This window comes from Pseudomonas sp. GW-45 (genome assembly GCF_056896675.1).
Genome location: NZ_CM167674.1, coordinates 1,052,987 through 1,079,809, shown reverse-complemented (window position 1 = coordinate 1,079,809; position 26,823 = coordinate 1,052,987). Strand labels below are relative to the sequence as shown.

The 26,823-nt window shown below is 57.5% G+C and carries 21 protein-coding genes; 7 read left to right on the top strand and 14 right to left on the bottom strand.

What is annotated here, in order from left to right:
• Position 1 precedes the first annotated feature (1 nt).
• From pqqB to AC1XYH_RS04830, 6 genes are all read right to left on the bottom strand, one after another.
• Positions 2–913 (bottom strand): pyrroloquinoline quinone biosynthesis protein PqqB, encoded by a 912-nt coding sequence (gene pqqB, locus AC1XYH_RS04855; protein WP_483325530.1) that lies wholly within the window; start codon positions 911–913, stop codon positions 2–4.
• 69 nt (positions 914–982) lie between these two features.
• Positions 983–1,054 (bottom strand): pyrroloquinoline quinone precursor peptide PqqA, encoded by a 72-nt coding sequence (pqqA, locus tag AC1XYH_RS04850; protein ID WP_063607997.1) that lies wholly within the window; start codon positions 1,052–1,054, stop codon positions 983–985.
• A gap of 572 nt (positions 1,055–1,626) precedes the next feature.
• Positions 1,627–3,147 (bottom strand): acetaldehyde dehydrogenase ExaC, encoded by a 1,521-nt coding sequence (gene exaC, locus AC1XYH_RS04845; protein ID WP_483325529.1) that lies wholly within the window; start codon positions 3,145–3,147, stop codon positions 1,627–1,629.
• Positions 3,148–3,340: 193 nt separating this feature from the next.
• The gene (locus AC1XYH_RS04840) at positions 3,341–3,982 is read right to left on the bottom strand and encodes a response regulator (protein WP_092288256.1); all 642 of its coding nucleotides are present in this window, start codon (positions 3,980–3,982) and stop codon (positions 3,341–3,343) included.
• A complete protein-coding gene (locus AC1XYH_RS04835) occupies positions 3,979–5,268 on the bottom strand; it encodes a sensor histidine kinase (RefSeq protein WP_483325528.1) in 1,290 nt (429 codons plus the stop codon). The genes AC1XYH_RS04840 and AC1XYH_RS04835 overlap by 4 nt, the downstream gene beginning before the upstream one ends.
• A gap of 9 nt (positions 5,269–5,277) precedes the next feature.
• Positions 5,278–5,721, bottom strand: a complete 444-nt coding sequence (locus AC1XYH_RS04830) for a cupredoxin domain-containing protein (RefSeq protein ID WP_483325527.1) — start codon at positions 5,719–5,721, stop codon at positions 5,278–5,280.
• Between the two features lie 151 nt (positions 5,722–5,872).
• Here AC1XYH_RS04830 and AC1XYH_RS04825 point away from each other — a divergent pair, with 151 nt between their 5' ends.
• The 5 genes from AC1XYH_RS04825 to AC1XYH_RS04805 all read left to right on the top strand — a co-directional run bounded on the left by AC1XYH_RS04825 (position 5,873) and on the right by AC1XYH_RS04805 (position 10,505).
• Positions 5,873–7,069, top strand: coding sequence for an ABC transporter substrate-binding protein (locus AC1XYH_RS04825; RefSeq protein WP_483325526.1), 1,197 nt, complete (start codon positions 5,873–5,875; stop codon positions 7,067–7,069).
• 11 nt (positions 7,070–7,080) lie between these two features.
• Positions 7,081–8,055 (top strand): YVTN family beta-propeller repeat protein, encoded by a 975-nt coding sequence (locus tag AC1XYH_RS04820; protein ID WP_483325525.1) that lies wholly within the window; start codon positions 7,081–7,083, stop codon positions 8,053–8,055.
• Positions 8,052–8,792, top strand: a complete 741-nt coding sequence (locus AC1XYH_RS04815; protein WP_483326307.1) for an ABC transporter ATP-binding protein — start codon at positions 8,052–8,054, stop codon at positions 8,790–8,792. The genes AC1XYH_RS04820 and AC1XYH_RS04815 overlap by 4 nt, the downstream gene beginning before the upstream one ends.
• Positions 8,789–9,586 carry an ABC transporter permease gene (locus AC1XYH_RS04810; RefSeq protein ID WP_483325524.1) on the top strand — a complete coding sequence of 266 codons (798 nt, stop codon included), beginning with the start codon at positions 8,789–8,791 and terminating at the stop codon, positions 9,584–9,586. Before AC1XYH_RS04815 ends, AC1XYH_RS04810 begins: the two co-directional genes overlap by 4 nt.
• A 256-nt stretch (positions 9,587–9,842) precedes the next feature.
• Positions 9,843–10,505, top strand: a complete 663-nt coding sequence (locus tag AC1XYH_RS04805; protein ID WP_483325523.1) for a response regulator — start codon at positions 9,843–9,845, stop codon at positions 10,503–10,505.
• Between the two features lie 425 nt (positions 10,506–10,930).
• Here AC1XYH_RS04805 and AC1XYH_RS04800 read toward each other — a convergent pair whose 3' ends face one another.
• The 7 genes from AC1XYH_RS04800 to pedF form a co-directional block, all read right to left on the bottom strand.
• Positions 10,931–13,489: a hybrid sensor histidine kinase/response regulator gene (locus AC1XYH_RS04800; RefSeq protein ID WP_483326306.1), complete on the bottom strand. Its 2,559-nt coding sequence runs from the start codon at positions 13,487–13,489 to the stop codon at positions 10,931–10,933.
• A gap of 19 nt (positions 13,490–13,508) precedes the next feature.
• The gene (gene nosP / locus AC1XYH_RS04795) at positions 13,509–14,621 is read right to left on the bottom strand and encodes a nitric oxide-sensing protein NosP (RefSeq protein ID WP_483326305.1); all 1,113 of its coding nucleotides are present in this window, start codon (positions 14,619–14,621) and stop codon (positions 13,509–13,511) included.
• A gap of 278 nt (positions 14,622–14,899) precedes the next feature.
• Positions 14,900–16,066: a porin gene (locus AC1XYH_RS04790; RefSeq protein WP_483325522.1), complete on the bottom strand. Its 1,167-nt coding sequence runs from the start codon at positions 16,064–16,066 to the stop codon at positions 14,900–14,902.
• Between the two features lie 166 nt (positions 16,067–16,232).
• A complete protein-coding gene (locus tag AC1XYH_RS04785; RefSeq protein WP_483325521.1) occupies positions 16,233–18,803 on the bottom strand; it encodes an insulinase family protein in 2,571 nt (856 codons plus the stop codon).
• A 170-nt stretch (positions 18,804–18,973) separates the two neighbouring features.
• Positions 18,974–20,752, bottom strand: coding sequence for a PQQ-dependent methanol/ethanol family dehydrogenase (locus AC1XYH_RS04780; protein ID WP_483325520.1), 1,779 nt, complete (start codon positions 20,750–20,752; stop codon positions 18,974–18,976).
• Between the two features lie 556 nt (positions 20,753–21,308).
• Complete coding sequence (locus AC1XYH_RS04775) at positions 21,309–22,193, bottom strand: substrate-binding periplasmic protein (protein WP_483325519.1); 885 nt, start codon at positions 22,191–22,193, stop codon at positions 21,309–21,311.
• 4 nt (positions 22,194–22,197) lie between these two features.
• A complete protein-coding gene (gene pedF, locus AC1XYH_RS04770) occupies positions 22,198–22,632 on the bottom strand; it encodes a cytochrome c-550 PedF (RefSeq protein WP_483325518.1) in 435 nt (144 codons plus the stop codon).
• Between the two features lie 377 nt (positions 22,633–23,009).
• On the opposite strand from pedF, the gene exaA reads away from it, so the two are divergent.
• Positions 23,010–24,866 (top strand): quinoprotein ethanol dehydrogenase, encoded by a 1,857-nt coding sequence (gene exaA / locus AC1XYH_RS04765; RefSeq protein ID WP_483325517.1) that lies wholly within the window; start codon positions 23,010–23,012, stop codon positions 24,864–24,866.
• A gap of 46 nt (positions 24,867–24,912) precedes the next feature.
• Positions 24,913–25,581, top strand: coding sequence for a pentapeptide repeat-containing protein (locus tag AC1XYH_RS04760; RefSeq protein WP_483325516.1), 669 nt, complete (start codon positions 24,913–24,915; stop codon positions 25,579–25,581).
• Positions 25,582–25,992: 411 nt separating this feature from the next.
• Here the strand turns inward: AC1XYH_RS04760 and AC1XYH_RS04755 are convergent, their stop codons facing one another.
• The gene (locus tag AC1XYH_RS04755; protein WP_483325515.1) at positions 25,993–26,649 is read right to left on the bottom strand and encodes a DUF6988 family protein; all 657 of its coding nucleotides are present in this window, start codon (positions 26,647–26,649) and stop codon (positions 25,993–25,995) included.
• Between the last annotated feature and the right edge of the window lie 174 nt (positions 26,650–26,823).

Sequence of the window (26,823 nt, the reverse complement as noted above, 5' to 3'; positions counted from 1 at the left end):
CTTACAGGCTGATCTGCATCCCATCGTGGGCGACCTCGATGCCGTGCGCCACCAGTTCAGCGCGCTCGACAGAGTCCTCGTCCAGGATCGGATTGGTGTTGTTGATATGAATGAGCACCTTGCGGCTGGCCGGCTGCGCATCCAGCAGCTTGATCATCCCGCCCGCCCCACTCTGCTGCAGGTGGCCCATCTCGCTGCCGAGCTTGTCGCCCACACCAGCAAAGGCCATCTCGTCATCGCGCCACAGAGTGCCGTCCACCAGTAGGCAATCGGCATCGCGCATAGTCGCCAGCACTCCTTCATCCGGCTGGCCCAGGCCCGGCGCGTAAAACAGCACACCGCCGGTGTGGGTGTCGCGCACCAGCAGGCCGATGTTGTCACCGGGGTGCGGGTCGTTGCGGTGTGGCGAATACGGCGGCGCCGCGCTGCGCAGCGGAATCGGCAAGAACTCCAGCGCCGGGCAGGCCTGAATACGGAACGGCTCGCCCAGCCCGATGCGGCGGCGCTGCAGGCCACCGTTCCAGTGGCTCAGCATCGGGAACAGCGGAAAGCCTGTCTGCAGGTCCTCATGAACCATATCGGTACACCAGACCTCGTGCGGGCAGCCCTCACGCAGGGTCAGCAGCCCGGTTACGTGATCAATCTGGCTGTCCATCAGCACAATCGCGCTGATAGCAGTATCACGAACGCTGCGCGCCGGTTGCAGCAGCGGCGTTTGCTCCAACTGAGTACGAATATCGGGAGAAGCATTGCAGAGAACCCAGTGCACACCGTCATCAGACAGAGCAATGGAAGATTGGGTGCGTGCCTTGGCATTCAACGTGCCACGGCGCAGGCCGTCACAGTTGCGGCAATTGCAGTTCCACTGCGGAAAACCACCACCGGCGGCCGAGCCTAGAATCTGTATATACATGGGTGAGCCCTATGACCGGTGCAAAATTTGGATCAGCTGAAACGCCCCGCAGCACGGGGCGCCCGTTGCTCAGCGGTTGGCAAAGTACATGGTGACTTCAAAGCCAATGCGCAGGTCGGTATAGCTGGGTTTAGTCCACATGGGTCGATCCTCTTGTTATTGCATGGGTTTACAGCGTCGGCAGGAACCGACGGACTCAGTTAACCACTGGGATCAGGGGGTACGAATGGTACTTTAGGATAAGTTTGGGTCGTGATTTGGTTGGGGTTGAGGGCGGTTGCCATACTTGGCTCAGACCGCGTTCTGACATAATGCGCCACAACAGGCGACGGCGCGGAGGGTTACGCTTAAGAAAGGGCCCTGCTGCGTTGCGGACATTGAAAAGAATTAGCCATTCCCTGCGTCCCGCGCCTTGCATGGCAGGCTTTTAAACAGCAACGCGGACTGCTCCCCGTGAAGGCGAAAAGTTAACGTGATCAATCCGCAATTGTGCAAGATGAACGCAGAGCTTCCAGGAAGGCGTTCCCACGCAGAGTGGAGTGACCCCCAAACCCCAAACAAAAAAAGACGTGACCGAAGCCACGCCGAAGGTTCACAAACAGACTTTCAGAAGGCTCACGCCCATCTGAAGTGCAACACCCGGCAGGAGGAGCTGGCCTGCACAGGTATTAGCTGCGGCTGAACGGGCAAGTTCAGCCGTATTACGGGTTACATCAGAAGAAGCCCATCGGATTCGCGTCGTAGCTGATCAACAGGTTCTTGGTCTGCTGGTAGCTGTCCAGAATCATCTTGTGCGTCTCACGCCCTACGCCAGACTTCTTATAACCACCGAAGGCCGCGTGTGCCGGGTACATGTGGTAGCAGTTGGTCCAGACGCGGCCAGCCTGAATGGCGCGTCCCATGCGGTAGGCGCGGTTGATATCGCGGGTCCAGAGGCCGGCGCCCAGGCCAAACTCGGTGTCGTTGGCAATCGCCAGGGCTTCGGCTTCGTCCTTAAAGGTGGTAACGCTGACCACTGGACCGAAGATTTCTTCCTGGAAGATGCGCATCTTGTTGTGGCCCTTGAGCAGCGTGGGCTGGATGTAATAACCGTTACCCAGCTCGGCATCCAGACGCTCGGCGCCACCGCCAATCAGGAACTCGGCACCCTCTTCGCGGGCGATCTCCATGTACGACAGGATCTTGTCGAACTGTTGCTCGGAGGCCTGCGCGCCCACCTGGGTTTCGGTATCCAGCGGGTTGCCGCGTTTGATGCTGCGGGTACGCTCGACCACCATGCCGATGAAGTCGTCGTACATGTCTTCCTGAATCAGCGCGCGTGACGGGCAGGTGCACACCTCGCCCTGGTTGAAGAACGCCAGCACCATGCCTTCGACTGCCTTGCTGACGAAGGACTCTTCGGCTCGCATGATGTCGGAGAAGTAGATGTTTGGCGACTTGCCGCCCAGTTCAACGGTAGAGGGGATGATGTTTTCGGCCGCGCATTTCATGATGTGGCGGCCCACCGGGGTGGAACCGGTGAAGGCGATCTTGGCGATGCGCTTGCTGGTGGCCAGGGCCTCGCCCGCTTCGCGGCCGTAACCGTTAACCACGTTCAGCACGCCCGGCGGCAGCAGGTCGCCGATGACTTCCATCAGCACCAAAATGCTCAGTGGCGTTTGCTCGGCGGGCTTGAGCACGATGCAGTTACCGGCCGCCAGTGCCGGGGCCACTTTCCAGGCCGCCATCAGCAGCGGGAAGTTCCAGGGGATGATCTGGCCAACCACGCCCAGTGGCTCGTGGAAATGGTAGGCCGCGGTGTGTTCGTCAATCTCGGCAGCGGTGCCTTCTTGCGATCGAATGCAGCCCGCGAAGTAACGGAAGTGATCGACCGCCAGCGGGATGTCGGCATTCAGGGTTTCGCGTACGGCCTTGCCGTTGTCCCAGGTTTCGGTGACGGCGAGTTTTTCCAGGTTCTGTTCCATGCGGTCAGCAATCTGCAGCAGGATGTTGCTGCGACCCTGGACCGACATCTTGCCCCAGCCGTCTTTAGCGCGGTGCGCGGCATCCAGGGCCAGTTCGATATCTTCAGCGGTGGAGCGCGGGATTTCGCAAATCGCGCCACCGGTGACCGGCGATAGGTTGGTGAAGTACTGGCTCTTCAGCGGCGCCACAAACTCGCCGTTGATGAAGTTGCCATAGCGTGACTTGAAGGAGACGACGGAGCCTTCGGCTCCCGGTTGTGCATAGATCATTATTATTACCCTCTGAGCGCAGCCTGACCCCGCACGGGCCAAGTCATGGGGTGATACTAGTAACAGCGCCGGGGTCTCTGGTATGCGTCCTTGGCAGGGATGACATCGTTATTTAGTAGTAATTGGCGACGCTGCAGGTGCTCTCTCAGGCTAGCTGCTGGCAACGCCGGACCACGCCGCCGCTGACGGACGGTCAGGCGCTCTGCACCCGCAGCACGCCGGTGTCGATGGCCAGGTGCACCAGCTCGGTCAGCGAGCTGACGTTGAGCTTCTGCTTGAGTACGGTGAGGTTGTTGGAAACGGTCTTGCTGCTGATGCACAGGTTGTCGGCGATCTGCCGTGGCGCTACGCCGCGGGCGAGCATGACGAAAATCTCGAACTCACGCTGGGTGACGTCACGCAGGCGCGGGTCGAGGCGCTCGTCTGTCCCGGCGCAGGCCAGCTGGGTGGCCAGTTCCTGTTCGATGTAACGATGCCCCTTGAGGCAGCGGCCGACCGCATCGAGCAGCACCTCAGGCGAGGCGTTCTTGGTGATGAAGCCCAGCGCGCCGGTAGCCAGTGCCTGGCGCACCAACGGTAGTTCATCGTGCATGCTGAAGAACAGAATGCGCAGCAGCGGCCAGCGCTGCAGCAACCGCCGGGCGGTTTCAATGCCGCTGATGCCCGGCAGGCCAACATCGAGAATCACCAGATCAGGTACCTGTTGCTGGGCGGCGGCGATGGCGTCTTCACCGCTCACCGCGCCTCGAATCTCGGCCTGACTGAACAGCATCGCCAACAGGCTGGTGTAGCCCTGGCGTACCACCGCGTGATCGTCTACCAGCAAGATGTTCATGCCACTGCCCTCAAGGGAATACGCAACCCGAGCACAACGCCCTGCCCAGCTGCGGAGTTGACCTGCAACGGCGAACCCAGGCAACGGGCGCGTTCGCGCATGGAGTGCATGCCAATGCCCCATTGCACTGGCGTGGGCATGCCGCCGCCATCGTCCTGCACGCTGACCAGCAGCAGGTCGTTCTCCTGACTCAGTCGCACCCACACACAGCGCGCGCGAGCATGCCGCGCCACATTGTTGAGAGCCTCCTGCAGCAGGCGGTACAGATGCGCCCGTGCTTCCAGACGCAGGCCCGGCAGTTGGAGATCCAGCTCCAGGCGACATTCCACACCCTGCTGCTGTTGCCATTGCTCGGTCAGTTGGGCCAGCGCCTGTTCCAGCCCCAGACGCTCCAGCACCACCGGATGCAGGTCGCGCACCAGACGGCGGAAGCCTTGCTGCAAGCCATCGCAGTTACTCAACAGCTGACTGCTTAAGCGCGTGAGCGTGCGTGAGTCGCTGTGATCGCAACGCTGCAGTAAAAAGGCTTGGGCGCGGATGCCAGTTAGGTACTGACCCAGGTCATCGTGCAGCGCGTGCGCCAGCTGCATACGCTCGCGCTCCTGCACGCTAAGCAGCCGTTCAGTCAGCTGCTGGTTGCGCTGTTCGGCCTTTTGTAACGCTGCGGCCATACTGTTGAAGCGTTCTGCCAGGCGGTTGATTTCCGGTTGCTGGCTAGGGCCAAGGCGCGTACGCAACTGCCCCCCGGCGACACACAGCAATGCATCGAGCAAACGATGATAGGCCCCCAAACCGCGACTCAATGCCCAGTGAATAGTCAACAGTGACAGCAGCAGAGCCATTGCAAACACCAGGAGCAGCAACTGCACCGATTCCCAGATTTCTTCCAGTTCATCGTGAGCGTCTGGCGTAATCTTCCATTGCTGGCCATCAGCAAAGGACAACGTTAGCGGCGGGAAGCGTTCGGTCACCGCCGGGGCAAGCCACCGCGCCAGCCAGGCGGGTACTTCGCCGGGCGCAGCAGCCGGAGGCGTAGCTTCTGATGTGGGGTTTAGATCGATGATGCGCAGATGCCGCAGCCCGTCAAACTGCGTGGCATCCGGCGCGGTGGCAGAACGCGAGAGGCTATCGAACAACTGCAGCACCATCGACCGGCTGGCGTGCAGCTCACGCACCAGGTCTTTTTCAGCCTGCTGCAGCAACACCAGCAGCATGCTGATCAGCACCACGGCAAACAGCAGGCAGACGCCGGCGTAGAGACGGGCACGAAACGAGAGTGCTTTCATCTTTGGCGGTTACTTGACGACAAAGTGTCCGACCATGCCCTTACTCTCCAACCCTTTCATGTAGAAGGCGTAGCGGCCGGGAACCAACGGGGTGAAAAACATCTCGGCTTCACCCGCGTCTTCAAACTCCAGTTCGTGCAGCAGCGCTGCCTTGATTTCCACGTCGCCTGCTTCCACCTTGCGCAGGTGCACCGTTTTGAAGAAGTCCGGCGCCTGGAAGGCATATTCTTTCTGCCCCGATGCCACCACCATTAACTGGTAGGCTTTGCCGGTTTCCAGCTGATACTCGTTCTGGCTCATGGCGTAATCGCTTTGTGCGTTGCCCAGCACCAGATCAGGCAACAACGTGGTCCGGCGGGTCAGGTCTCCGGCGGCCAGAATACGGTCGGTGCCAACCAAACAAACAATCATCAGGCTGACGTTCAATAGCGTACGGGTGCGTGACAGGCTCATGGCGGGAATCCTTTTTGTTGTGTAGCCACCATGCTAATACGCAAGAAAATCGCCGAAATACTACCTTGGTACCGGCTTATTGGTACTTTCTTCATATTTCCCCGCGGTAACCAGATTCCTATGCTGAGAGGCATAACAAGAAGGAGTCCCCATGCGTTTGATGGCCCTGCATACCTCGCTTTATCTGTTCGCCCTGCTGACCGCCACGCTGGTCGCGCATGACGTACAGGCCAGCCCGCTAACGGTGCGTATCGGCTATATCGGCTGGACGCCCGATCGCGGCCCGGTGCTGTCCAACGTCATTCCGGAACCGGCCGACGCCGGCCTGCGCGGCGCCGAGCTGGCACTGGCGGACAACAACACCACCGGCCGTTTTCTCAAGCAGGACTACCAGCTGCGGGTCGCAACCGAAGCCGAGCTGGAGGCGACACTTGACGCTGCCCGAGCGCTGCACGCCGACGGAGTGCGGCTGTTTGTGGGTAACCTACCAGCCAGCGCGCTAAGCCAACTCTCGGCCGAATTCAGCGACAGCCTGCTGTTCAACGCCGGCAGCTACGACGATGCCCTGCGCACCAGCCAATGCCTGCCCAACGTGCTGCACACCCTGCCCAGCCGCGCCATGCTGGCCGATGCGCTGGGCCAGTTTCTGCTCAGCCGTAAACTCAAGCGCTGGCTGCTGATCAGCGGCCCGACCGCCGAGGATCAGGCCTACGCCAACGCCCTCAAGCGCGCCGCCCAGCGCTACGGCATGCGCATCGTCGCAGAGAAAGAGTGGAGCTTTGCTACCGACCTGCGCCGCGCCGCCCAGGCCGAGGTGCCGCTGTTCACCCAGACCGATGAGTACGACGTGGTACTGGTGGCCGACGAGCGCGGCGACTTTGGCGAGTACATCCCCTACAACACCTGGTATCCGCGCCCGGTGGCCGGCACCCAGGGCCTGACCCCGGTCGGCTGGCACAAGACCATCGAAACCTACGGCGCAGCGCAATTGCAGAAGCGCTTTGAGGAACACGCCGGGCGCTGGATGAACAGTTTGGACTTCGCTTCCTGGCTGGCTGTGCGCTCGATTGGCGCGGCGGTAACCACCCTCAACCGCTCCGACGCCGACGCCATTGGCGCGTTCAGCGTCAGCGACCGCCTGCCGATGGACGGCTTTAAGGGCCGCAAGCTGAGCTACCGCACCTGGAGCGGCCAGCTACGCCAGCCGATCGCACTGGTGCAGCCACGCGCACTGGTTACTACCTCACCGCAGGACGGCTTCCTGCACCCCGGCACCGACCTGGACACCCTCGGCTACGACGAGCCCGAGAGCCAGTGCCGTATTGCCGAACACCTGAACAAGAGCTGATGGAGCTGCCCATGACTACCCTGCCCTTTCGCCACGCCTTGCTGGCCGCGCTAGTTACCGCTGCAAGCGCCAGTGCTCTGGCCGAGACTGCCTACGTATCGAACGAGAAGGACAACAGCATCTCGGTGATCGATATGAACACGCTAGAGGTGACCGACACGCTGGACGTTGGCATGCGCCCGCGCGGCATTCTGCTGTCGAGCGACAACAGCAAGCTGTTCATCTGCGCCAGCGACTCCGACACCGTGCAGATCCTAGATTTGGCTACCCGTCGCATCGTGCAGGAACTGCCCTCCGGCGCAGACCCGGAGCAGTTCGCGCTGCACCCTAACGACCGCACCCTGTACATCTCCAACGAAGACGACGCCCTGGTAACAGTGGTCGACGTACCGACCGCTAAGGTGCTGGCGCAGATCGACGTAGGTGTGGAGCCCGAGGGCATGGCGGTCAGCCCGGATGGTAAGTGGGCGGTCAACACCAGCGAAACCACCAACATGCTGCACTGGATCGACACCACCACCAACGAGTTGGTCGACAACACCCTGGTTGACCAGCGCCCACGTCACGTCGAGTTCAGCCACGACAGCAAAACGCTGTGGGCCTCGGCCGAGATCGGCGGCACTGTCACCGTGCTGGACGTGGACTCACGGGAAGTGAAAAAGGTGCTGACCTTCGAGATCAAGGGCATTCACCCGGACCGCATCCAGCCGGTTGGCGTGCGCCTGACCCGCGACGGCAAGTTTGCCTTTATCGCACTAGGCCCGGCCAATCATGTGGCCGTGGTTGATGCCAAGACATTTGAAGTTCTGGATTACCTACTGGTTGGCCGCCGAGTCTGGCATTTGGGCTTCAATGCTGACGAGAGTCTGCTGCTAACGACCAACGGCGTCAGTGGCGACGTTTCAGTGATTGATGTGGCTGACCTCAAGGTACTGAAATCCATCAAGGTGGGGCGCTTCCCGTGGGGCGTGGTGGTGACGCCCTGATGAGCATTCAGGTCGCCGACGTCAGCTTTGCCTATGGCGCGCACAGCGCACTTGAGCAGATCAGCTTTACGCTGCGCCCGGGGTGCCTGAACGCCTTGTTGGGCCCCAACGGCGCCGGCAAGTCGACGCTGGTGGCGCTGCTCAGCCGGCTGTACCGCCTGCAGCAGGGGGACATTCTGCTGGACGGTCAATCGATCCGCCGCCACCCGCGCCACGCGCTACGCCAGCTGGGCGTGGTATTCCAGCAAAGCACCCTCGACCTGGACCTGACGGTGCGCCAGAACCTGGCCTACCACGCGGCCCTGCACGGGCTGTCACGCCGCGCGGCGGCCCCGCGCATCGAAGCAGAGCTCGCACGACAGCACTTGCTGGAGCGTCAGCACGAGAAAGTGCGTCAGCTCAACGGTGGCCACCGCCGACGGGTGGAGATCGCCCGCGCCCTGCTACACCAGCCGCGCATTCTGCTGCTCGATGAAGCCAGCGTAGGGCTGGACACGGCCAGCCGCGCTGCACTCAACCAGCATGTGCGCACCTTGTGCGCCGAGCAGCAATTGACAGTGATCTGGACCACCCACCTGCTGGATGAAATCCACGATGCCGATCCGGTGGTCATGCTCAGCCGTGGCCGCGTGGTGGCCAGCGGTGAAGCCGCCGAGCTGGTGCGGCAACAACAGGCCGCTGACCTCACCCAGGCCTTCGCCCGGCTCAGTGCCAGCGCCCTTGAGGCCACCGCATGAGCCCGCATCATTACCTCGCCTGCATGGCCGGGATTCTGCAACGCGAGTGGTTGCGTTTTTTTCTGCAACGCTCACGCTTTCTCAGTGCACTGGTGCGTCCGCTGCTCTGGTTGCTGGTGTTTGCCGCGGGATTTCGCGCTGCGCTGGGGGTGTCGATCATCCCGCCGTACAGCACTTACATCACCTACGAGACCTACATACTGCCCGGGCTGTGCTGCATGATTTTGTTGTTCAACGGGATGCAGGGATCGCTATCGATGGTGTACGACAGGGAGATGGGCAGTATGCGTGTGCTATTGATGAGCCCCCTGCCGCGCCCGTTCCTGCTGTTGTGCAAGTTGCTGTCAACCTCTCTGATATCGTTGACTCAGGTGTACGCCTTCCTGGCGATCGCTTGGTGCTTTGATATTCGCTCGCCACTTTGGGGCATGCTGGCAGCCGGCCCGGCGCTACTGCTGGCGGCGCTGCTGCTCAGTTCCCTGGGGCTACTGTTGTCTAACGGCATACGGCAGTTGGAGAACTTTGCTGGGGTGATGAATTTTGTTATTTTCCCGCTGTTTTTCCTGTCTTCAGCACTATACCCCTTGTGGAAAATGCGAGAGTCCAGCGAGTGGCTGTACTGGCTCTGCGAGCTGAACCCGTTCACTCACGCCGTTGAGTTGGTGCGCTTCGCGCTGTACCAGCAGTTCAACCCTACTGCGCTGGTTATCTGTTTGGGGCTATGGCTGCTGGTTAGCATCGCAGCGGTGATGACGTTCAATCCGCAGCGTGCAGCCTCAGGTGGCAAACCTTGAGCGCAGCGCCCAAGCGGGTTACTACACCCTTGCTATGATTTTCAGCAAGCAGCTGCTGGCAGATGACATACAGCTCAGGCGCTGGATACTTGCCTTCAGAGCGCTGGCGATTACTACTTTAGTACCGCTTTGTTGTGCCAATGTATCATTTGCAAGACAACCCACTCCGGGTGTAATACCGACGTAATACCATCGAGCCGACGATTCTCAACCAAAATATGTCGGCCGCATACAACAAAAACAGGTTACCCAAGCCATGTATAAAATACTGATAGCCGATGATCACCCATTATTTCGGGAGGCCATCTGTAACGTCATAATCACTGGGTTTCCTGGCTGCGAGCTGTTGGAAACCTGCGATCTTGAAAGTGCCCTGGCGGTTGCGAAGGAACACGATGATCTGGACTTGATTCTGCTCGATCTGAATATGCCTGGCATGCATGGGCTTAATGGTCTGATCACTCTGCGCAACGACTCGCCGTCGATTCCTGTGGTCATTGTTTCCGCCGAAGAAGACAAGCAGGTGGTGCTGCAGGCGATAACTTACGGTGCGGTGGGTTTTATTACCAAGTCGTCGCCGCGTGTACAGATGACTGGCGCCATTGAACAAATCCTTGCCGGTAACGTGTATCTGCCCTCCGATATTATTCGAGCAAACAGCACCATTACTCGACGTAATCCCGAGGAATACCCGATCTCCCCGGAACTGCTGTACGCCCTCACCCGTAAACAGCTGCTGGTACTAGAGCGCATGGCTAAGGGCGAATCCAATAAGCAAATTGCCTATCACCTGGAAATCGCCGAAACCACAGTCAAGGCCCATGTCTCAGCGATCTTGCGCAAACTGAACGTGCATAACCGGGTACAGGCGATTTTGTCGGCGAGTGATGTGGATTTCAGTGCCTATTTGAGGCGGTGAGCGTTCGCTCGTTTCCCCCGCCGGTGTGGGCTTGAATACCGCGTGGTAGGGGCACGACATGCCGTGCCCCTACCACGCGTCTGACGGCTACTCTTGGCGGCTTATGATCGTTTCTAGGCGTTGGAACCCCCTCATCCACGGCTCCGCCAAAGATCTTTTACTCGTACTCCGCACGTTAGCCTTTCGCCTTTGCCGGCTAGCCAAGAGGGCACTCCACCATCTTCTCGGAAATCAAAACCGCACACGAGAAGGTCGCGCTTCAGCTCGACCAACGAACTTCCCTGCAGCGCCATGGCCGAGTTGCAACTTGGCCTTCCCGTAGGTGTATAGCAATGAAAATGGGCATTAGCACACTAAAGGCGACGAGTGATAAGGCAGAATTGCACAGAGTACCAGTTAGTCACTCTCTCAGGACGACCCGAAGATCACCCACTCACCGCCAACAAATGACTCATAGCCGTCTTCAACTTCATCGGCTTCACTGGTTTATGCAACATTAGATACCCCAACTCCCGCACCTGCAACTTCAGCGCATTGCTATAGTTGGCCGTAATCAGCAGTACCTGCAACGGCTGACCGCGCCGCGCATTGATACGCTCGACTACGTCCACCCCGTTGACGTCGTTGTCCAAATGATAATCGGCGATCAGCAAGTCGGCCGGGGCGTGGAAGTTGTCGACTTGACTGGCGAGATCTTCCTCCGATAGTGCGGTGATTACTCGGCAGCCCCAGCCTTCCAACAGGGTACGCATGCCGGCGCAGATAGCTGCGTCGTTATCCAGCACCCAGACAGCAGAGCCTGGCAACCGTTCGCCGATGCGTGCCGTCACCGGTTCGTCTTGCACTAGCGAGGGCTGCAGGCGGCCAAAGGGCAGGTCTACGGAAAAACCCGAGCCATGTCCTTCGATTGAGCGCACGCGAATGCGATGTCCCAGCATGCGAGCGATCTTGTCGACAATCGCCAGGCCTAACCCAAGCCCACGATCACGGGTGTTGGCGCTTGGATTAACCCGTTTGAACTCCTTAAAGATCTCTTGCAGCTTGTCTTCGGGGATGCCCAGGCCGGTGTCCCATACTTCAATGCGCAGACCGTGGGCGTGGCGACGGCAGCCCAGTAGAATTCGCCCACTGTTGGTATAGCGAACGGCATTGGTGAGAAAGTTGCGCAGAATGCGACCCAGCAACTGGGCGTCGCTGCGCACCACCGCATGACAGGGCACAAAGCTCAAATGCAGACCCTCGCTGGCGGCTAGCTGGGCGTATTCGTTGCCCAGGTTATCCAGCAGGTCTCCGAGGTTGAACGCACTGATATCCGGTTTAATCACACCGGCGTCGAGCTTGGAAATGTCGACCAGCGTACCCAGCAGATTCTCTACATCCTCCAATGAGTGGCTGATCTGACGTACAAGGGCACCGGTGCATTCGGCAACCGGCTGTTCCAAAAGCGCCCCAGTAAACAGACGCGCGGCATTCAACGGCTGCAACAGATCATGACTGACCGCCGCGAGAAACTTGGTCTTCGACATGTTGGCCTGTTCGGCTTCGCGCTTCGCCTCGCGCAGCCGCCCTTCGGCCTGGGCCCGTTCGCTGATTTCCTGGCGCATCTGACCGTTCACTTCGGTCAGTTCCTGGGTCCGTTCACGTACGCGCTGTTCCAGATGCTGATAGGCCTGGTGCAATGCCTCGGAGGTGCGTCGGCGTTCAGTTATATCGCGAATCAATACAAAAATGCCGACTACGTTCCCTTGCGCATCGCGGTTGGGTACATAGGAGCGCAACAAATAACGCTGATGGCCTTCAAGGTTGGCTTCAGCAAACTCGAAGCTGACACTTTCACCCTTGAAGGCCCGGCCAATATAAGGCTCCAAGCGGGAGAACTGCTCGGCACTGTGCACCCGATGTAGGCTCTGACCGAGAATTTCGCCGTGCCCCCAGCCGTACCAGTCTTCATAAACCTTGTTAGTAAATTGGTAAGTGAGATCGGCCCCCACATAGGCAATCAGCGCCGGCACATGATCCGTAATCAGCCTTACCCAACGCTCACTCTCCTGCAGCGCGCGAGCATACAAGTCCCGTTCGGTAATGTCAGTAAAGGTGTTGACGAAGCCACCTGTTGGCATCGGGTGGCTGCGAATCTCCAGCACCCTGCCGTTCGACAGTTGCTGCTCGCAGGTCAGTAGCGGAGCGCCTAGGCCATCGCGGTTATTCGGCGTAAACAGGGTCAGCTCGCTGTTTTGCATGACTTCGGCAAAGGGGCGATGTGGTGCGATTAGCTCCAAGCCTGCGAGCTCCAGAAAGCGCCCGTTCCAGACCTCCAGCGCGCCATCGTCGTTTACCACCGCAACGCCTTGAGACAGGCTGTCGACGGTGCGCTGCAAAAGTCGTGTCTTCTGCTCCAGTGCCCGGTCCCGGCGTGCCTTTTCGGACTGCTTTAGGTCGGTGATATCGGTATACATGATCACCAGCCCTCCTTCGCGTGTGGAGCGCTCACTGACCTGCATCCAGCGCTGATCACGCAGTTGATACAAGAGGTTGCCATCGGCTGAGTCAGTTTCTACCACCAGGCCGGTGGATACCGCGAGTAGCTTGGTTTCTTCCAGCGAGGTGCCTTCGGTAACCATGGCATCCGTACCGCGCCAAAAGGCCGCAAAACGGCTATTGAACAAGACGATACGTTTGTGGCGGTCGTAAAGCACAAATGCATCGGATACGCTTTCAATGGCATCGGTCAAATAATGATGGGCAGTTTCCGCACGGGCGCGGGCGTCGTTTAACAGGCGGTTACTGGCCTGTAGTTCAGCCATGGTGTCATTCAAGGCCTGAGTGCGCTCGCGCACTTGCTCAGCCAACTCGACGGAGTGCTGGAAGGCAGCATAGCTTTCAGTGCGCTGATTGGAGCTGGACTCAACACGTTCGATCAACGCGGCATTGATCCGCTTCAGCTTGTTGTTCTCGGCCCGGAGCCGCTGCGCCTCAGCCAGCATATCGGCGCCAGCAAGAAGCTCAGCGCGGGAGGGCAAAGACCACTCCAGTGAAGGTCTGGTTGATGTGCATACCGTTGTATTGCTCACCATAGGTATTGAAGCCGATCACCCGATTAGCCGCTAGAAAGGCCGACATCGGCTGATCTTCGCCGCGCATTTCAGCTTCCATACGCCGCAAAAAGCAGTCGCAGCCAAGAATCAGAACGGGCTCACCCAAGCGTTGTTGCAGCGCGGAAAACGTTGCCTGTAAATCAGGTAACAATTCGCCCGGCTGCATCGCAGTCAGAACAATGCCAGTATCTACCGCACAATAGAACGTCAGACTGTGATCATCATTAACCCGCTGAATCGAGCGCACATAGAACTGATCACGAATGCGCACGGCGAGCGCGTTGAGCGCAAAGGTCGAGTGTTTTAGCTGCTCCAGCGGCATGCCTACCAGTCGCGCATATTCTTCGGCTGCGGGCTCGGCATTCAATTCCAGAACAGTGCGAGTACTGCTGTCAGCAGCGGTGACCACCAACTTGGTGGCACTGGGCTGCAAGTGATGAGTGGTAAAGACTTCAAAGTCCAGCCAGGTATTGACCATCACCACGACCGCTGCGCCGGTAACAAAACGGCCCTGATAGTAAACGTGGGTATGACTTAGATGGTTGTCGTCCCCTGCTGAGCCACCAAAGTGCGGAATGCTGCCCAGTGCCGCACTCAGTGTGTTGAGCACCAGCTCTTCGCGGCTGGAGAGGCCGTCCAGCAGCGTCAACGCAAAGGTATGATCCTTGACCGGCGCCAGGTTGACCTGGCGACAATGGCCCAGCATGCGCTCAACAGCTTGCTGGGCCTCCACTAGGCTGAAGCTGTCCAGCGCCTGAATCAGTGTACAGTCGACCGCGAAGGCACGCAGATCGAAGCCGATGGCACTGATGCAACCGCGCCCATAGCCCGCGCGGGTAATCTCGCCTGCCGTCGTACAACCCAGTAGCGTAACGCCACCAAAATGCTGCTCCAACGCGGTCGCCAGCGCATCCAGAGGGTATTCCGCCGAGCAGAAAAACAGCACAAACCCCAGATGCGGGTGCAGCAACTGCCGGGCCAGATCCTGCGCCGCCGCCTCAGGAACTGTCGCCTCGGTCATCGCTGTGCGAAAACAATCGCCCAACCGTTGCTGGCGGAGATCAGGGAAGTGAGATGACGTACCCGGAGTGCTGTTCATATGCTGATTCTAGAAAGCTGCGGCAGCTAGCCATATGCTACTTGAGTACTAGGCTTGGGGGTCTTGGGCACTAAAGTGCAAACACAAGGCAAATCAGTACCCGGTATACAGCGCTTTTGAATGGGGTCTGGTCATAAGCTGAATACAAAACACCCCCGCCTGCGCAATCAGGCGGGAGTGTCGTTTACAAGCAGATCGTTTTACCAGTTCAGCACCACACCCAACGCCAGGGTATCGGTCTCTTCAATGGTCTGACTGTTGGTACGGTCTTCGATCTCAAACTGATTGTATTCAGCCACGAGCGTCAGGTTGTTATTGATGCTGTGGAATACACCCAGCCCGCGCGTCTCGTAATCAGCTTTGACGCCAATACCGTTGCCCTCATCTTCGGTTTTGCCGTAGGACAGTGCCACGCGGGTTTTACCGCCAAAGGTATAGGAGCCCTGCAGCAGATGACCGGTGCTATCAACCTCACGCAACACGGCCTCACCGGCGTTATTGGTAAAGAAAGGGTTGATGCCTTCAGCATCAAAACCAGAGGCTACCAGCGAGGCCGCGCCGATCTTTGCCTGCACGCCATAACCGATGCCTTGTGAGGTAACGTCTTCAACGCTGCTATCGGTGTTTTCCGATGTCTGGTAGCCGCCATTGATCCAGCTGTAAATCTTCGCGCCGGCAAGCTCGAACTGATATGTGATCTCTGTCTCGAAACGCGGAGTGTCCTGGTAGTTCTTGCCAACAGCAGAGTCATCGGTGGTGTCGACCGGATCGAGGATGCCGGCAGCGATACGCAGGCCGCCCATAACCGGTGAGCGATAGGTGATCTGCGCGGTTGGGAATGGATAGGGATAGCCGCTGCCGATATTACCGAAGGACACACCACCACCATCCACCAGCCCCAATGTGTCGCTTACCTGGCCATAACCAGCGAGCATTTCGTCCAGCAGGATATTGGAGCGCGAGAACAGACCAAAGTCCTTGCCCACCAGTACTTCACCCCATTCGCCGCTTACAGTTCCGTAAAACTGACGTACGTCGATGGCGGTCGAAGTGCTATTTGTTTCACTGTCGTTAATTGTGACCCAAAAGGATGAGCGCGCGCCCAGTGTCAGGTCACCCATTTGCTTGGCCATATTGAAACCGATGTAGTTGGGCAAAAAGCCCATTTTTACCCGGGCCTGATCACGGTCCAGATCGTCGTTTATATTGTCCGTGTGGGTCCGCGCGTAAAAAGCGTTAACGTAGCCGTCGGCCGAAAATGTGGTGCCATCTTCATCGTACAGAGTAATGGCTGCCGAGGCAGGTGCGCTCAGCAGCGCCAAGGCAATGGGGGTCAGCAGGGTGCAGGCAATCTTGTTCTTGTACATGATGCTCTCCGATGTAATCAGTGACAGAAGCGTCCTGCCGATTATCAGAAAGCGGTGTGCCCGCCCCTATTGTTCGAGAGCGGTGTTTTTCTCGCGCTTTGGTGTGTGCGACCAAACGAAGGAGCCCCCCTCCTCCCGCAGGTTGTATTTACGACCTACCGAGGAATTAGTTGGCGCTGTGCAACTGCCAGCGTGTGCAGTGCGGAAGCGCGGAAAGAAACGCCTGCCACTGCGCTAAGGTGATTTTCTGCAGTGCTGCGGCTTCTTCGCTCAACCGCTCTTCACGCTGCCATAAACCGTCTTCCCATGCAGCTTCAAATTGCTGAAGCGGATCCTGTCGCTGCTGCATCAACAAGTGTGCAAGATGCATAACCTCTGTATGCAGTTGCTCCTCGGACAGTGTCATGAGGATGCCACACTGCTGTTGCAGAAAGTTTGCTATGGCAGACTCGATGACCTTGTGGGATTTGATTGGTGACTGTACCAGCAGCATTAATCCGGCACGGCCGGCGTGGCGATGAAGGCGTGCGGCAACCCAGTAACCAAGCTGCTGGCGAGTGCGCAATTCGGCAAAAAACTGATCCGCCAAAAAATGATGCAGCAGCCTCCAGCAGGCGGCTTCCAGGGCACTATCGTCTTTAGCCTGCAGATATAGCAGCAACGCTCGGTCCGGGTGTCGGCAAGCTACGGCTGTGACGCGCACATTGCCTTTAAGGCCTACCGGGACAGGAAAGCTCGCAAAGGGGCGCAACAGCGCCGGACAAAGATTGAGTAACAACTTGGCCAGTTGAGCGCACTCAGCCTGCGGCCAGCCTTCGTACTTCAACCAGTACACCTGCGCAGCGCGACAAAGACGAGACCAGCGCCGCTGAGTATCTGTGCCCGCGGACTCAACCGTTACACCCTGCTCCATTGCCAGCAGTAGACGATTTGCTGGCAAGGCGTATTCCTGCTCCCGCTGCCATGCACGCTGGCGATGCGCAATCAATGGCAGTAGCTTTCCGTCAGGTGGCAGCTGAAACGCCGTGAGTAGCTCACGCACAAAGCTTGGCACCCACTTCGCCGGGCCACTAACGTCAAGCTCGACCCGGTCCGATGCGAGACGCCAGGAAAGACAAATACCGACCGCCTGCCCCCAACGCTCAAGCACGTCGCCTTGCACTGACCAGCAGGCCTGCAGCCAGCTAAGATCCGTTTGGCTACCTATCCCTGGAGGCCAACACCAAGCAAAGCGCGTTCGCAGTTCGCGATGGGTTGATCCGGTTAGGCATCGCAGCCGTAGCCCCGGCATCTTACCGCTTGAGCCTAACCCGGCTGGAATCTCAGGCAGGGACTTAAAACGCGGCCAGAGCAGGCTGTCCAGGTCCGGTATACCGGGCAGCGGTGGGGGGCTTAGCGACTGCAACGAGTAAACGGTGCCTGTCCAGGGAGTCGACTGTGCGTTGGTCAATGCACTGACGCGCCTCACCAAAAGGCGGCGATCCGGCCGTAATTGGCGGAGCAGACATTGCCAGTCATGCTGGGTCAATATCGGTAACGTAGCGCCGCTGACATCCAACACCTGATGCGGTTCCTGTGTCAGCAGGCGATCTGCGTAAAGGCGGCACCAGTCGATCGGTTCACCCCGCGGCCCATGGCCGAAGTGCTCTTCGGCAAGTTCCTGACGCTCGGCTTGTGGCCAGTTGGCAGGGTCCATCTGTGCGAGCGCCACTAGCCAGGCATCTAATTGCGCCAGCACCGGGCCCGGCTCCGCGCAATGGGACAGCGCTTGCAGTTCAATACGCAATAAAGATTGCCCGTGAGCACCCGGTACAATGCGGGCATGCAGCTCAGCCAGGCCTGCACGTTTACGCAGATATCCTAATGCACCTGCAGGCGTCGAAATATTCAGCCATTCACACAGCCAGCGTTGTGCGATGCAGCCAGCAGCGCAGCCATTAAGCGGATACCACAGCGTCCAGTCGTTTTGCCCCGATCCGCTTTGCCAGGAAAGCTGTGCAGGCAGCGAGGCATCAGCGAACATGGGCGGTGGCAAAGGCAATGAGGTCTTCCCGAACGTTAGCTGTGCCGCGCTGCGACAAGCCAAAGCCTTTAACTCTTCCGGAGACTGCGGCGCATGGATAACCAGAGCCATGCGACTTGCGAGGTAATACCGACCATGCCATTCATGCAGTGCGCCAGCGAGTTGTTCAGTAGTGCCTGCCAGGCTATCGGCGTTACCCGCGGTAAACCTGGCCAGCGGGTGCGACGGATTGAAAGCCTGTGCCAGCGCTGCCTGCTCGTGCAACGCGTCATCAGCCAAGCGAGTCTGAAATTCGGCATCAATGACGCTACGTTCTCCGGCTATCTGCTCGGGAGCAAAGCATGGCGCGGCGAGCATATCCGTCAACTGATGGAGGCACTCATCCAGTCCTTCGGCACCTACTGAAAAGAAATAGCGGGTGGCCTGCGCTGCCGTGCTGGCGTTGAACCGCCCTCCCCAACGCGCCACCATGGCAGGAAATAAGCCCGGCTCTGGGTAGCGATCGGAACCCATAAATAGCATGTGCTCGAGTAAGTGAGCCAACCCTGGCAGCGCCTGTGGTTCACTGTGGCTGCCCACAGCAACCTGAAACACCGCCGTTGCCTGGTTGACGTCAGTATCACTGATCAGCAGGTACAAAAGACCATTGTCGGCGCGGCACAGACAGTATTTACGGTGGTCGTCGGGCGTTCGACTCAGAGGAAGTTCGTGCACGGCTGCTCACTGACGGCGGCGGAATGAGCCCAAGGGTATCGCAGGGTTGTCCTCTCAGTGATGCACTCGATACCAAAGCATGAGAGGGGTAAGACCAAAGCAGCAGCTGAACATATTAAAAGGGCCGGCAAAGCCGACCCTTTTTGGTATTGCACAGGCTACATTTTCAGTTAGCGCTGGGTGACTGCCGCGCTGCTAGGAAGTTTGAACGTCCACAACGTGCCGCCTTGGGTGAAGTTCTTCACCCGCTCGGCAACATGACCCCCCCATAGCGGCACCGCTCCGCCCCAGCCTGACATAACCGAGACGTACTGCTCGCCGTCCATTTCCCAAGTGATGGGGGAACCGATGACGCCAGAGCCGGTGTTGAACTGCCAGAGTTTCTCACCATTCTGCGAGTTGAACGCCATCAGGTAGCCTTCAGGATTACCTGTAAAAACCAGATTACCCTTAGTACTCAGTACTCCGCCCCACAGCGGCGCGGGGTTTTCCACGCGCCACACTTCGTTGCCGGTTATAGGGTCCATGGCGCGCAACACACCGATGTAGTCGTCGTTCAGCGGCTTGATGGTGAAACCTGCGCCCAGATAAGCCGCGCCCTTTTTATAGGCTGTGGCTTCATTCCAGATGTCCATACCCCACTCGTTAGACGGCACATAAAACAAACCTGTGTCATGACTATAGGACATCGGCATCCAGTTTTTGCCACCCAAGAATGCTGGAGCGGTGAACACCTGGGTACCGGCATCACCCGATTCGGTAGGCGAGCCCGGACGGAAGTTATCGTCATAGATCGGCCGCCCGTTGTCATCCAACCCCTTAGCCCAGGTGATCTTATCGACAAAGGGGAAGCCTCGGATGAACTTGCCGTTGGTGCGATCCAAAACATAGAAGAAGCCGTTTCGATCAGCTGTCGCTGCCGCCTTAACTTCCTTGCCACCCTCCTCGTAGTTGAAGGAAACCAGTTCGTTTACACCGTCAAAGTCCCAGCCGTCGTGCGGAGTTGTCTGAAAACTCCATACGATCTGGCCATTGTCCGGGTTAAGCGCTAGCCGGGATGAAGAGTAAAGGTTATCGCCTTCGCGCAAATGCGAGTTCCAGGGTGACGGGTTGCCCGTGCCAAACAACAGCAGGTTGGTTTCTGGATCGTAAAAACCGCCGAGCCACGGCGCGCCGCCGCCGGTTTTCCAGAGATCACCAGGCCAAGTGCGATTGGCTTCGCCGCCGGAAATGCCGGCCTCTACAGCCTTGCCGTTCTCATAGGTGTAACCCATGTGGCCTTCAATGGTCGGGCGTGTCCAGAGTAGCTCGCCATTTGTTGGGTTATAGGCTTCGATCTTACCAACCACTCCGAATTCACCGCCTGATACACCGGTGATCAGCTTGCCATTAATGACCAGGGGCGCGGCAGTGATCGAGTAGCCGGCTTTATAGTCGGCTACCGTTTTACGCCAGACTACCTTGCCGGTGTCCTTGTTGAGCGCAACCAGCTTGGCATCCAGAGTACCGAAGATCACCAGATCATCGATCAATGCCACGCCGCGGTTAATTACGTCACAACATGGCATGATGCCGTCCGGCAGACGAGCGTCGTACTGCCACAGCTTGGTGCCGGTGCGCGCATCGACTGCGAACACACGCGAATAGGAACCCGTCACATACATCACACCGTCTTTGATCATGGGCTGTGACTGTTGTCCACGCTGTTTCTCGCCACCAAGCGAGAAGGCCCAGACCGGCTGCAACTTCTCAACGTTGTCGGCATTGAGCATCGTCAGTGGGCTGTAGCGCTGACCTAGGGTACCCAGGCCATTGGTTACGATCTGGTTTGTATTGGTGGCGTCATTAAGGATGTCTTCATTGGTGACGTTCGCGGATGCCACACCGGAAAAACTAATCGCGGTTATCAGCGCAGTCAGAAGAAAGGGAGAGCGGGCACGTTGATTCATTGCTGCTACCTCTGAGATATATTGTTGTGTTGGTCGAGTCAGCGGGGAGACGGGAAAATTTCCCGCCTCTGGTTATAATTCTTGGCTGACCAGCCCTTGGCGACAATTAACCGCAGGGGTGAGTTATCTCATCACTTGGTAGCACTACCGGTTCTCTCATGCCGGCAGCTTAGAAGTGCTAAATGCGAGCACCTACTGCAGGATAATGATTTTATAGACGGCGTTTTTTGGCGCAGGATGCCTCCGTTGGCCACGTAGCCTAGCAGCGCGTGATAAACGCGCTGCCCTCGAGCCCCCGATCGATCAGCCGCTATAAACTGCAAACACCCACCCAACTTGAACTGGCCGTAAAAACAGTTCCTTCCCAATATCGGTGCTTATACATATCGGTACTTTTCGCTTTTCATGGTGAAGGTAAAAAGACGAATGTGATTATGGCCGTCACGGGGCCGAATGGCTGGACCACCGTGGAGATTGCCGACCCAGTAGCCGCATTCATGATGCAGGTAGATCGGTGATGGCAAGTGTGCAGGAACAAGCGACTATTGACTGCGCTTCACTGGTAAAACACCGGACGTGTATAGCGCAGGCCATAGGCTGCGTAAAGCTGCTCCATGCGGCCGTCAAGTATCATGGCTTCGGCGACATCGCTGAGCGCATAGGCCAATTGCCGGTTGGAATCGTGGACTGCCATCCCGAGCTCCCACACCTGCTTGCCAATGTTGGGATAGGCATTTTCGGTGAGTTGCATGCCTGCCTGCGGATGTTGGGAGAGCAGCCAGTCAATCTCGGCCTGAGTTCCCATCACGGCATTAACCTCTCCCGCCACCATTGCATCGAAAGCCAGACCCAGGTTGCGGTAATGGTGGATCATGCCTGCGAGTTGACCGTGCATCACTGAGCCAAGATAGAACGAGGGTACCGAGTCCTCCTCTACGCCCACCGGGTAATACTGGAAAATTGCGATACTGGGTACCGCATTGATTTTGCGCGGATCATAGGCTGCCTGCCAGCGCTCACGCTGATAGGGGCCAAACATGTGCACGAGTTCATGCGCTGGAAGACCAAGCTCATCGCGTTTATTACTGAAGTCACGGTCGTAAGGGACACGTAACATAAGGTCCGCTATCTGGCCTGGGCGTAGGTAATGGCCTTTCCATAGATGGTTGCGTAAATCGCCATCAATGGTCTCATCGGCGAGAACCCATTGGATTTCCAACGTGACGCCGAGACCCTCAGCCAGGGTCTCGGCGAGCACAACATCGACGCCACGAGGCTTTTCATCCTGCACAAAGCTGTAAGGAGGGAAGTCTTGATAGAGCGCCACGCGCAGCACCCCCGAGGCGACTATTTCGTCGTAGTCACGAATATGCGTCATGTTGTAGGCCTGCGCTGGCAAAACGAGCAGTAGGCACGCAATAAACAATCCGCTGCGCAGCATGGCGTTATTCCTCCACCGCAACGCTTTCTAGCCAGGTACGGATCGACCACAAAGCCTCTTGGCTAAGAAAATCAGCCATTTTTGGCATATAGACGCGACCATCGCGCACAGCACCGTTGATTACCCGTTCCTTAAACCACTCATCTCCGTAGTCGCCTACTTCCAAATAACGTAGATCGGGAGTGATGCCACCAGAAATACCCTCAAGTCCATGACAGGCAGCGCAGTTCTGGTTGTAAGCAGAAGCACCCACCTTGATAGCCAGCTCGTGTTGCGGATGACCTTCACGATAGGGATTGGTGTCGCGCCACTCCTCCCCCAGCGCTTCAAGTCCTTTGGTATCTACTGCTTGTGGCGTTACATTACCATGAGCAAATGCCTGACCTGCCAGTAGCGCAAAGCTGAGCGCGGTCACTTTCAGTTTATTCTTATAGGTCATGCTGCTTACCTCTAGGCCGTGTCGAGAACGGAAGTACATTGCTGTCGAGAGACATGGTAGGAAGACGCCGCAGTGATCCCAATGCTGCTTTGGTGGCTCGGGGGTAGTTCGTTGGTAGTAGGTTGAGTGTTTACCATTCATGCAAACACCTATTGCAGAGCGATCAAAACGCACCAACACAGATCTGCCTAAACCTTTAGATGCGATTCTCTGCTTCCGTTGGACTAGCCCGTACAGGGCACTACCAACCGCCTCGGGCACGGGCAATTCTCCCGCCGTTACCGGGTCATTTTCCGTATCGCCACCCCTGCCACATGCCCACCATGAGTCGTGGATCAGCACTGCTGATACCTTCAACGACCAACAGGAACACTTCCATGAAAACAACAAAACTTACCTCGTTGACACCCGTCAGCCAGGCTATCAAGAGCATCGTGATTGCCACTGCCCTCGGCCTGGCAGCAGGGCCCGCAGCCGCCACACCGGTTAGCTGGGAGGATATCGCCAATGATCATCTGAGCACTGAAAACGTACTTATGTACGGCATGGGTACCAACGCCCAGCGCTATAGCCCGCTGAATATGGTCAACGACGAAAACGTCTTTAAACTGACGCCCGCTTGGTCATACTCCTTCGGCGACGAAAAGCAGCGTGGCCAGGAATCCCAAGCTATCGTGCACGAGGGAGTTATTTACGTAACAGGCTCCTACTCGCGCATCTTTGCGCTGGATGCCAAGACTGGCAAACGCCTGTGGAGCTACTCGCATCGTTTGCCAGACGATATCCGCCCCTGCTGCGATGTGGTAAACCGCGGCGCTGCCATCTACGGCGACAAGGTTTTTTTCGGCACGCTGGACGCTGGAATCGTGGCACTTAACAAAGACACCGGCAAGGTGGTCTGGCGTGAGAAGTTTGGTGACCATAAGGCCGGTTACACCATGACCGGCGCGCCCACCATTGTGCAAGATCAAGCGACGGGGAAGACCATGCTGATTCATGGCTCATCGGGTGACGAATTCGGCATAGTTGGCAAGCTGTATGCGCGTGATCCGGAGACCGGAGAAGAGATCTGGATGCGCCCATTCGTAGAAGGGCACATGGGACGTTTGAATGGTAAAAACAGCACGCCCACCGGCGACGTTAAGGCGCCATCCTGGCCGGATGATCCAAGCTCACCTACTGGCAAGGTCGCGGCCTGGAGTCAGGGTGGCGGCGCGCCATGGCAGAGTGCCAGCTTTGACTCAGAAACCAACACCATAATCATCGGTGCCGGCAACCCCGCTCCGTGGAACGGCTGGGCACGTACCTCTGCCGAGGGTGAACCGGGCGATTACGATAGCCTTTATACGTCAGGTCAGGTTGGCGTCGACGCCACTACCGGCGAAGTAAAGTGGTTCTACCAGCATACTCCAAACGATACCTGGGACTTCTCTGGCAACAATGAGCTGGTGCTATTTGATTACGACAACGAAGGCAAAAAAACGCCGGCTACCGCCCACGCCGACCGGAATGGCTTCTTCTATGTTGTCAATCGTGAAGACGGCAAACTGATGAATGCATTCCCTTTCGTAGACAACATCACTTGGGCTAGCCAGATTGATCTGGAAACCGGCCGTCCAGTCGAGAATCCAGGGCAACGTCCGCCACGTTTGAAGCCTGGTCAAGAGCGCAGTGAGTCAGTTGAGGTGTCACCGCCGTTCCTGGGAGGCAAGAACTGGAGCCCTATGGCGTACAGCCAGGATACTGGCCTGTTCTATATTCCGGCCAACCACTGGAAAGAAGATTACTGGACGGAAGAAGTAAGCTACAACAAAGGGTCGGCTTATCTGGGTATGGGCTTCCGCATCAAACGTATGTACGACGATCATGTTGGCATCCTGCGGGCCATGGACCCCCAAACCGGCGATATTGCCTGGGAGCACAAGGAACCTCTGCCGCTCTGGGGTGGCGTGTTGGCGACTGCCGGCAACCTGGTGTTCACCGGCACTGGCGATGGTTTCTTCAAGGCTTTTAACGCTAAAACCGGTGAGCAGCTATGGGAGTTCCAGACCGGAACTGGGGTCATCTCTCCGCCGATCACCTGGCAGCAGGACGGCGAGCAGTACATCGGCGTAACTACAGGCTACGGTGGTGCGGTCCCACTCTGGGGCGGTGACATGGCTGAGCTCACCAAACCAGTGGCGCAAGGCGGCTCCTTCTGGGTGTTTAAACTGCCTTCATGGGCTAACGACTAACCAGCGACCACCCTGCCCGGTTGCGGGCAGGGCTTTGGAGTTCATTATGAAGCGATTACTCTGCTCATCTCTCACCGCAATTATTCATCTATCTAGCACATGTGCTAACGCGCAAAGTGCTGATATCGCCATAGAAGATATTCAAACCATCAACGGTTGTGCACTGATACCCGGCACGAAGTGCCTAGGCGTAGACTTACGTAATGCTGACTTACGCCACATGGACCTGCACAAGGCCGACTTCACTGGCGCGGATTTACGTGGCGCGGATCTAAGGCACAGCGTGCTTGATCAAGCAAAGCTGGACCAAGCACAAATAGACGGTGCCAACTTCAACCGCGCCAGTTTGCAACAAACCGCCATGCGGGGTGTTCACGCGGAAGGGGCAAGTTTTATCGGGATCAACGGCTGGAACTTGACGGCTCAAGGCGGCCAGTTCAAACAAGCCGATTTCACGGGTGCCAATCTCGAGTTCGCCAAGTTCAGTGGTGCAATAATGCACGAAACGATATTACGTGCGACCAACCTAGAAATGGCTTGGCTGCCAAAAGCAGACATGATGAATGCCGATCTCCGAGACGCCAACTTGCAAGAATCCAAATTCAACCACGCTAATTTTAGCAACGCCAACCTCAGTGGTGCACGCTTGCATTACGGGGCCTTTCTCAACGTCACAATGACCGGATGCACGGATTGCCCCGTGGATTGGGAGTAACGGCGCAGGTGCGCCGTAGAAGAAGGGGGCATCATTGCATTACCACCACTGGTCATTCACCCTAGTGCTTAGCTTCTAAGCGAGCCCGCACTTGTGAGCATAGCTAACAGGTGTGCTTGAAGGCAGGCCAGACGAGGGGGGAGTCTACTAAACCAGAGGCGATTCAGTTACTGCGAACGCGACGGCACAGCCGCCGTCGTTACACGTAAGCTCATAAATGGAGAATGCATGCCTCAGAAGGTCTTGGATTGGCGCAATAGGCGCTCGCGGCTCCGGAATATCTGCTCGTACGCACATATGATGCTTACACCTGAGCTTGTAGCCGCATTGGAGCGATACCTAACTATTGTGACAGGTGGCCATCAGCCAAAAGCGGACTCCCGGTAGCGGAAGAGGATATTCTCAAAGAGATCAATGCGCTGGTTCAGATCGCCGTTTGAAAGGAGGATCAACAGGTGGGAAGCAATCTTTGAACTCTGCGTAAATACCAGCCATTTTTCCAGCCTCTGGTGGAACACCTGCAAGGATCAGAAGTAGATTCCCCGCAATCCCGAGCAACCCGTTCGAGTGCCGTATTTCCATCAAGATCAGCTCTAGTGGGAAACCTTTTCCGTGGCGACTTACCGCATGTATACCTCCGTGTACGAATGAACTTAGCGGCCGCCACGAGTAGTGTTTGAACTCCTTCAGCTGCGACACGGGAGCATGCGGCGCCTTATCCTCAATTTCCATTAGCATTTGGCTTAGCATCGGAATTTTGCTGGCCTTCTTGGCGCTTTTCTCAGTGAGCTCCTGAAGCATTAACTCAGCTTGCCCATCTGTTGCCACATAAAGAGTCCATAGCGCGCGAACAAGAGATTCATACTGAACCCGGAGGAGAGCCGCCGCGGATGTGCACAAGCCTGCTGCCACCAAATATTTAATGCTTTGTGCGTGCTCAAACCCAAGACTAGCAAGGGACCTGGACGCCCGGAGGCGACTGGTACCTTCGAGTAGAGGTAGTGCGAGGAAATTAGCAAGGCGGTCCTCTAGTAACGCCGAGCGTGCAAGTAGCTGATCAATGTCCATTTTCAATCTGCCTCATTCATTTCCTTATCCTTGGGTTTTAACCGGCAACAAGCCCATGAGCATTATTCCGATTGGCGTCTTTTGCCATATAGATTCATTGTTATCTTCCATGACGTGGAGGACAAGCCATGAACACCACTGTTGCTCGTGAACCCTGGAATAAAGGCAAGCTGG

Bases quoted from the DNA above. Each gene is read 5' to 3' on its own strand.
- pqqB (WP_483325530.1), bottom strand. From the start codon at position 913: ATGTATATACAGATTCTAGGCTCGGCCGCCGGTGGTGGTTTTCCGCAG.
- exaC (WP_483325529.1), bottom strand. From the start codon at position 3,147: ATGATCTATGCACAACCGGGAGCCGAAGGCTCCGTCGTCTCCTTCAAG.
- AC1XYH_RS04840 (WP_092288256.1), bottom strand. From the start codon at position 3,982: ATGAACATCTTGCTGGTAGACGATCACGCGGTGGTACGCCAGGGCTAC.
- AC1XYH_RS04835 (WP_483325528.1), bottom strand. From the start codon at position 5,268: ATGAAAGCACTCTCGTTTCGTGCCCGTCTCTACGCCGGCGTCTGCCTG.
- AC1XYH_RS04830 (WP_483325527.1), bottom strand. From the start codon at position 5,721: ATGAGCCTGTCACGCACCCGTACGCTATTGAACGTCAGCCTGATGATT.
- AC1XYH_RS04825 (WP_483325526.1), top strand. From the start codon at position 5,873: ATGCGTTTGATGGCCCTGCATACCTCGCTTTATCTGTTCGCCCTGCTG.
- AC1XYH_RS04820 (WP_483325525.1), top strand. From the start codon at position 7,081: ATGACTACCCTGCCCTTTCGCCACGCCTTGCTGGCCGCGCTAGTTACC.
- AC1XYH_RS04810 (WP_483325524.1), top strand. From the start codon at position 8,789: ATGAGCCCGCATCATTACCTCGCCTGCATGGCCGGGATTCTGCAACGC.
- AC1XYH_RS04805 (WP_483325523.1), top strand. From the start codon at position 9,843: ATGTATAAAATACTGATAGCCGATGATCACCCATTATTTCGGGAGGCC.
- AC1XYH_RS04800 (WP_483326306.1), bottom strand. From the start codon at position 13,489: ATGCTGGCTGAGGCGCAGCGGCTCCGGGCCGAGAACAACAAGCTGAAG.
- nosP (WP_483326305.1), bottom strand. From the start codon at position 14,621: ATGACCGAGGCGACAGTTCCTGAGGCGGCGGCGCAGGATCTGGCCCGG.
- AC1XYH_RS04790 (WP_483325522.1), bottom strand. From the start codon at position 16,066: ATGTACAAGAACAAGATTGCCTGCACCCTGCTGACCCCCATTGCCTTG.
- AC1XYH_RS04780 (WP_483325520.1), bottom strand. From the start codon at position 20,752: ATGAATCAACGTGCCCGCTCTCCCTTTCTTCTGACTGCGCTGATAACC.
- AC1XYH_RS04775 (WP_483325519.1), bottom strand. From the start codon at position 22,193: ATGCTGCGCAGCGGATTGTTTATTGCGTGCCTACTGCTCGTTTTGCCA.
- pedF (WP_483325518.1), bottom strand. From the start codon at position 22,632: ATGACCTATAAGAATAAACTGAAAGTGACCGCGCTCAGCTTTGCGCTA.
- exaA (WP_483325517.1), top strand. From the start codon at position 23,010: ATGAAAACAACAAAACTTACCTCGTTGACACCCGTCAGCCAGGCTATC.
- AC1XYH_RS04760 (WP_483325516.1), top strand. From the start codon at position 24,913: ATGAAGCGATTACTCTGCTCATCTCTCACCGCAATTATTCATCTATCT.
- AC1XYH_RS04755 (WP_483325515.1), bottom strand. From the start codon at position 26,649: ATGGACATTGATCAGCTACTTGCACGCTCGGCGTTACTAGAGGACCGC.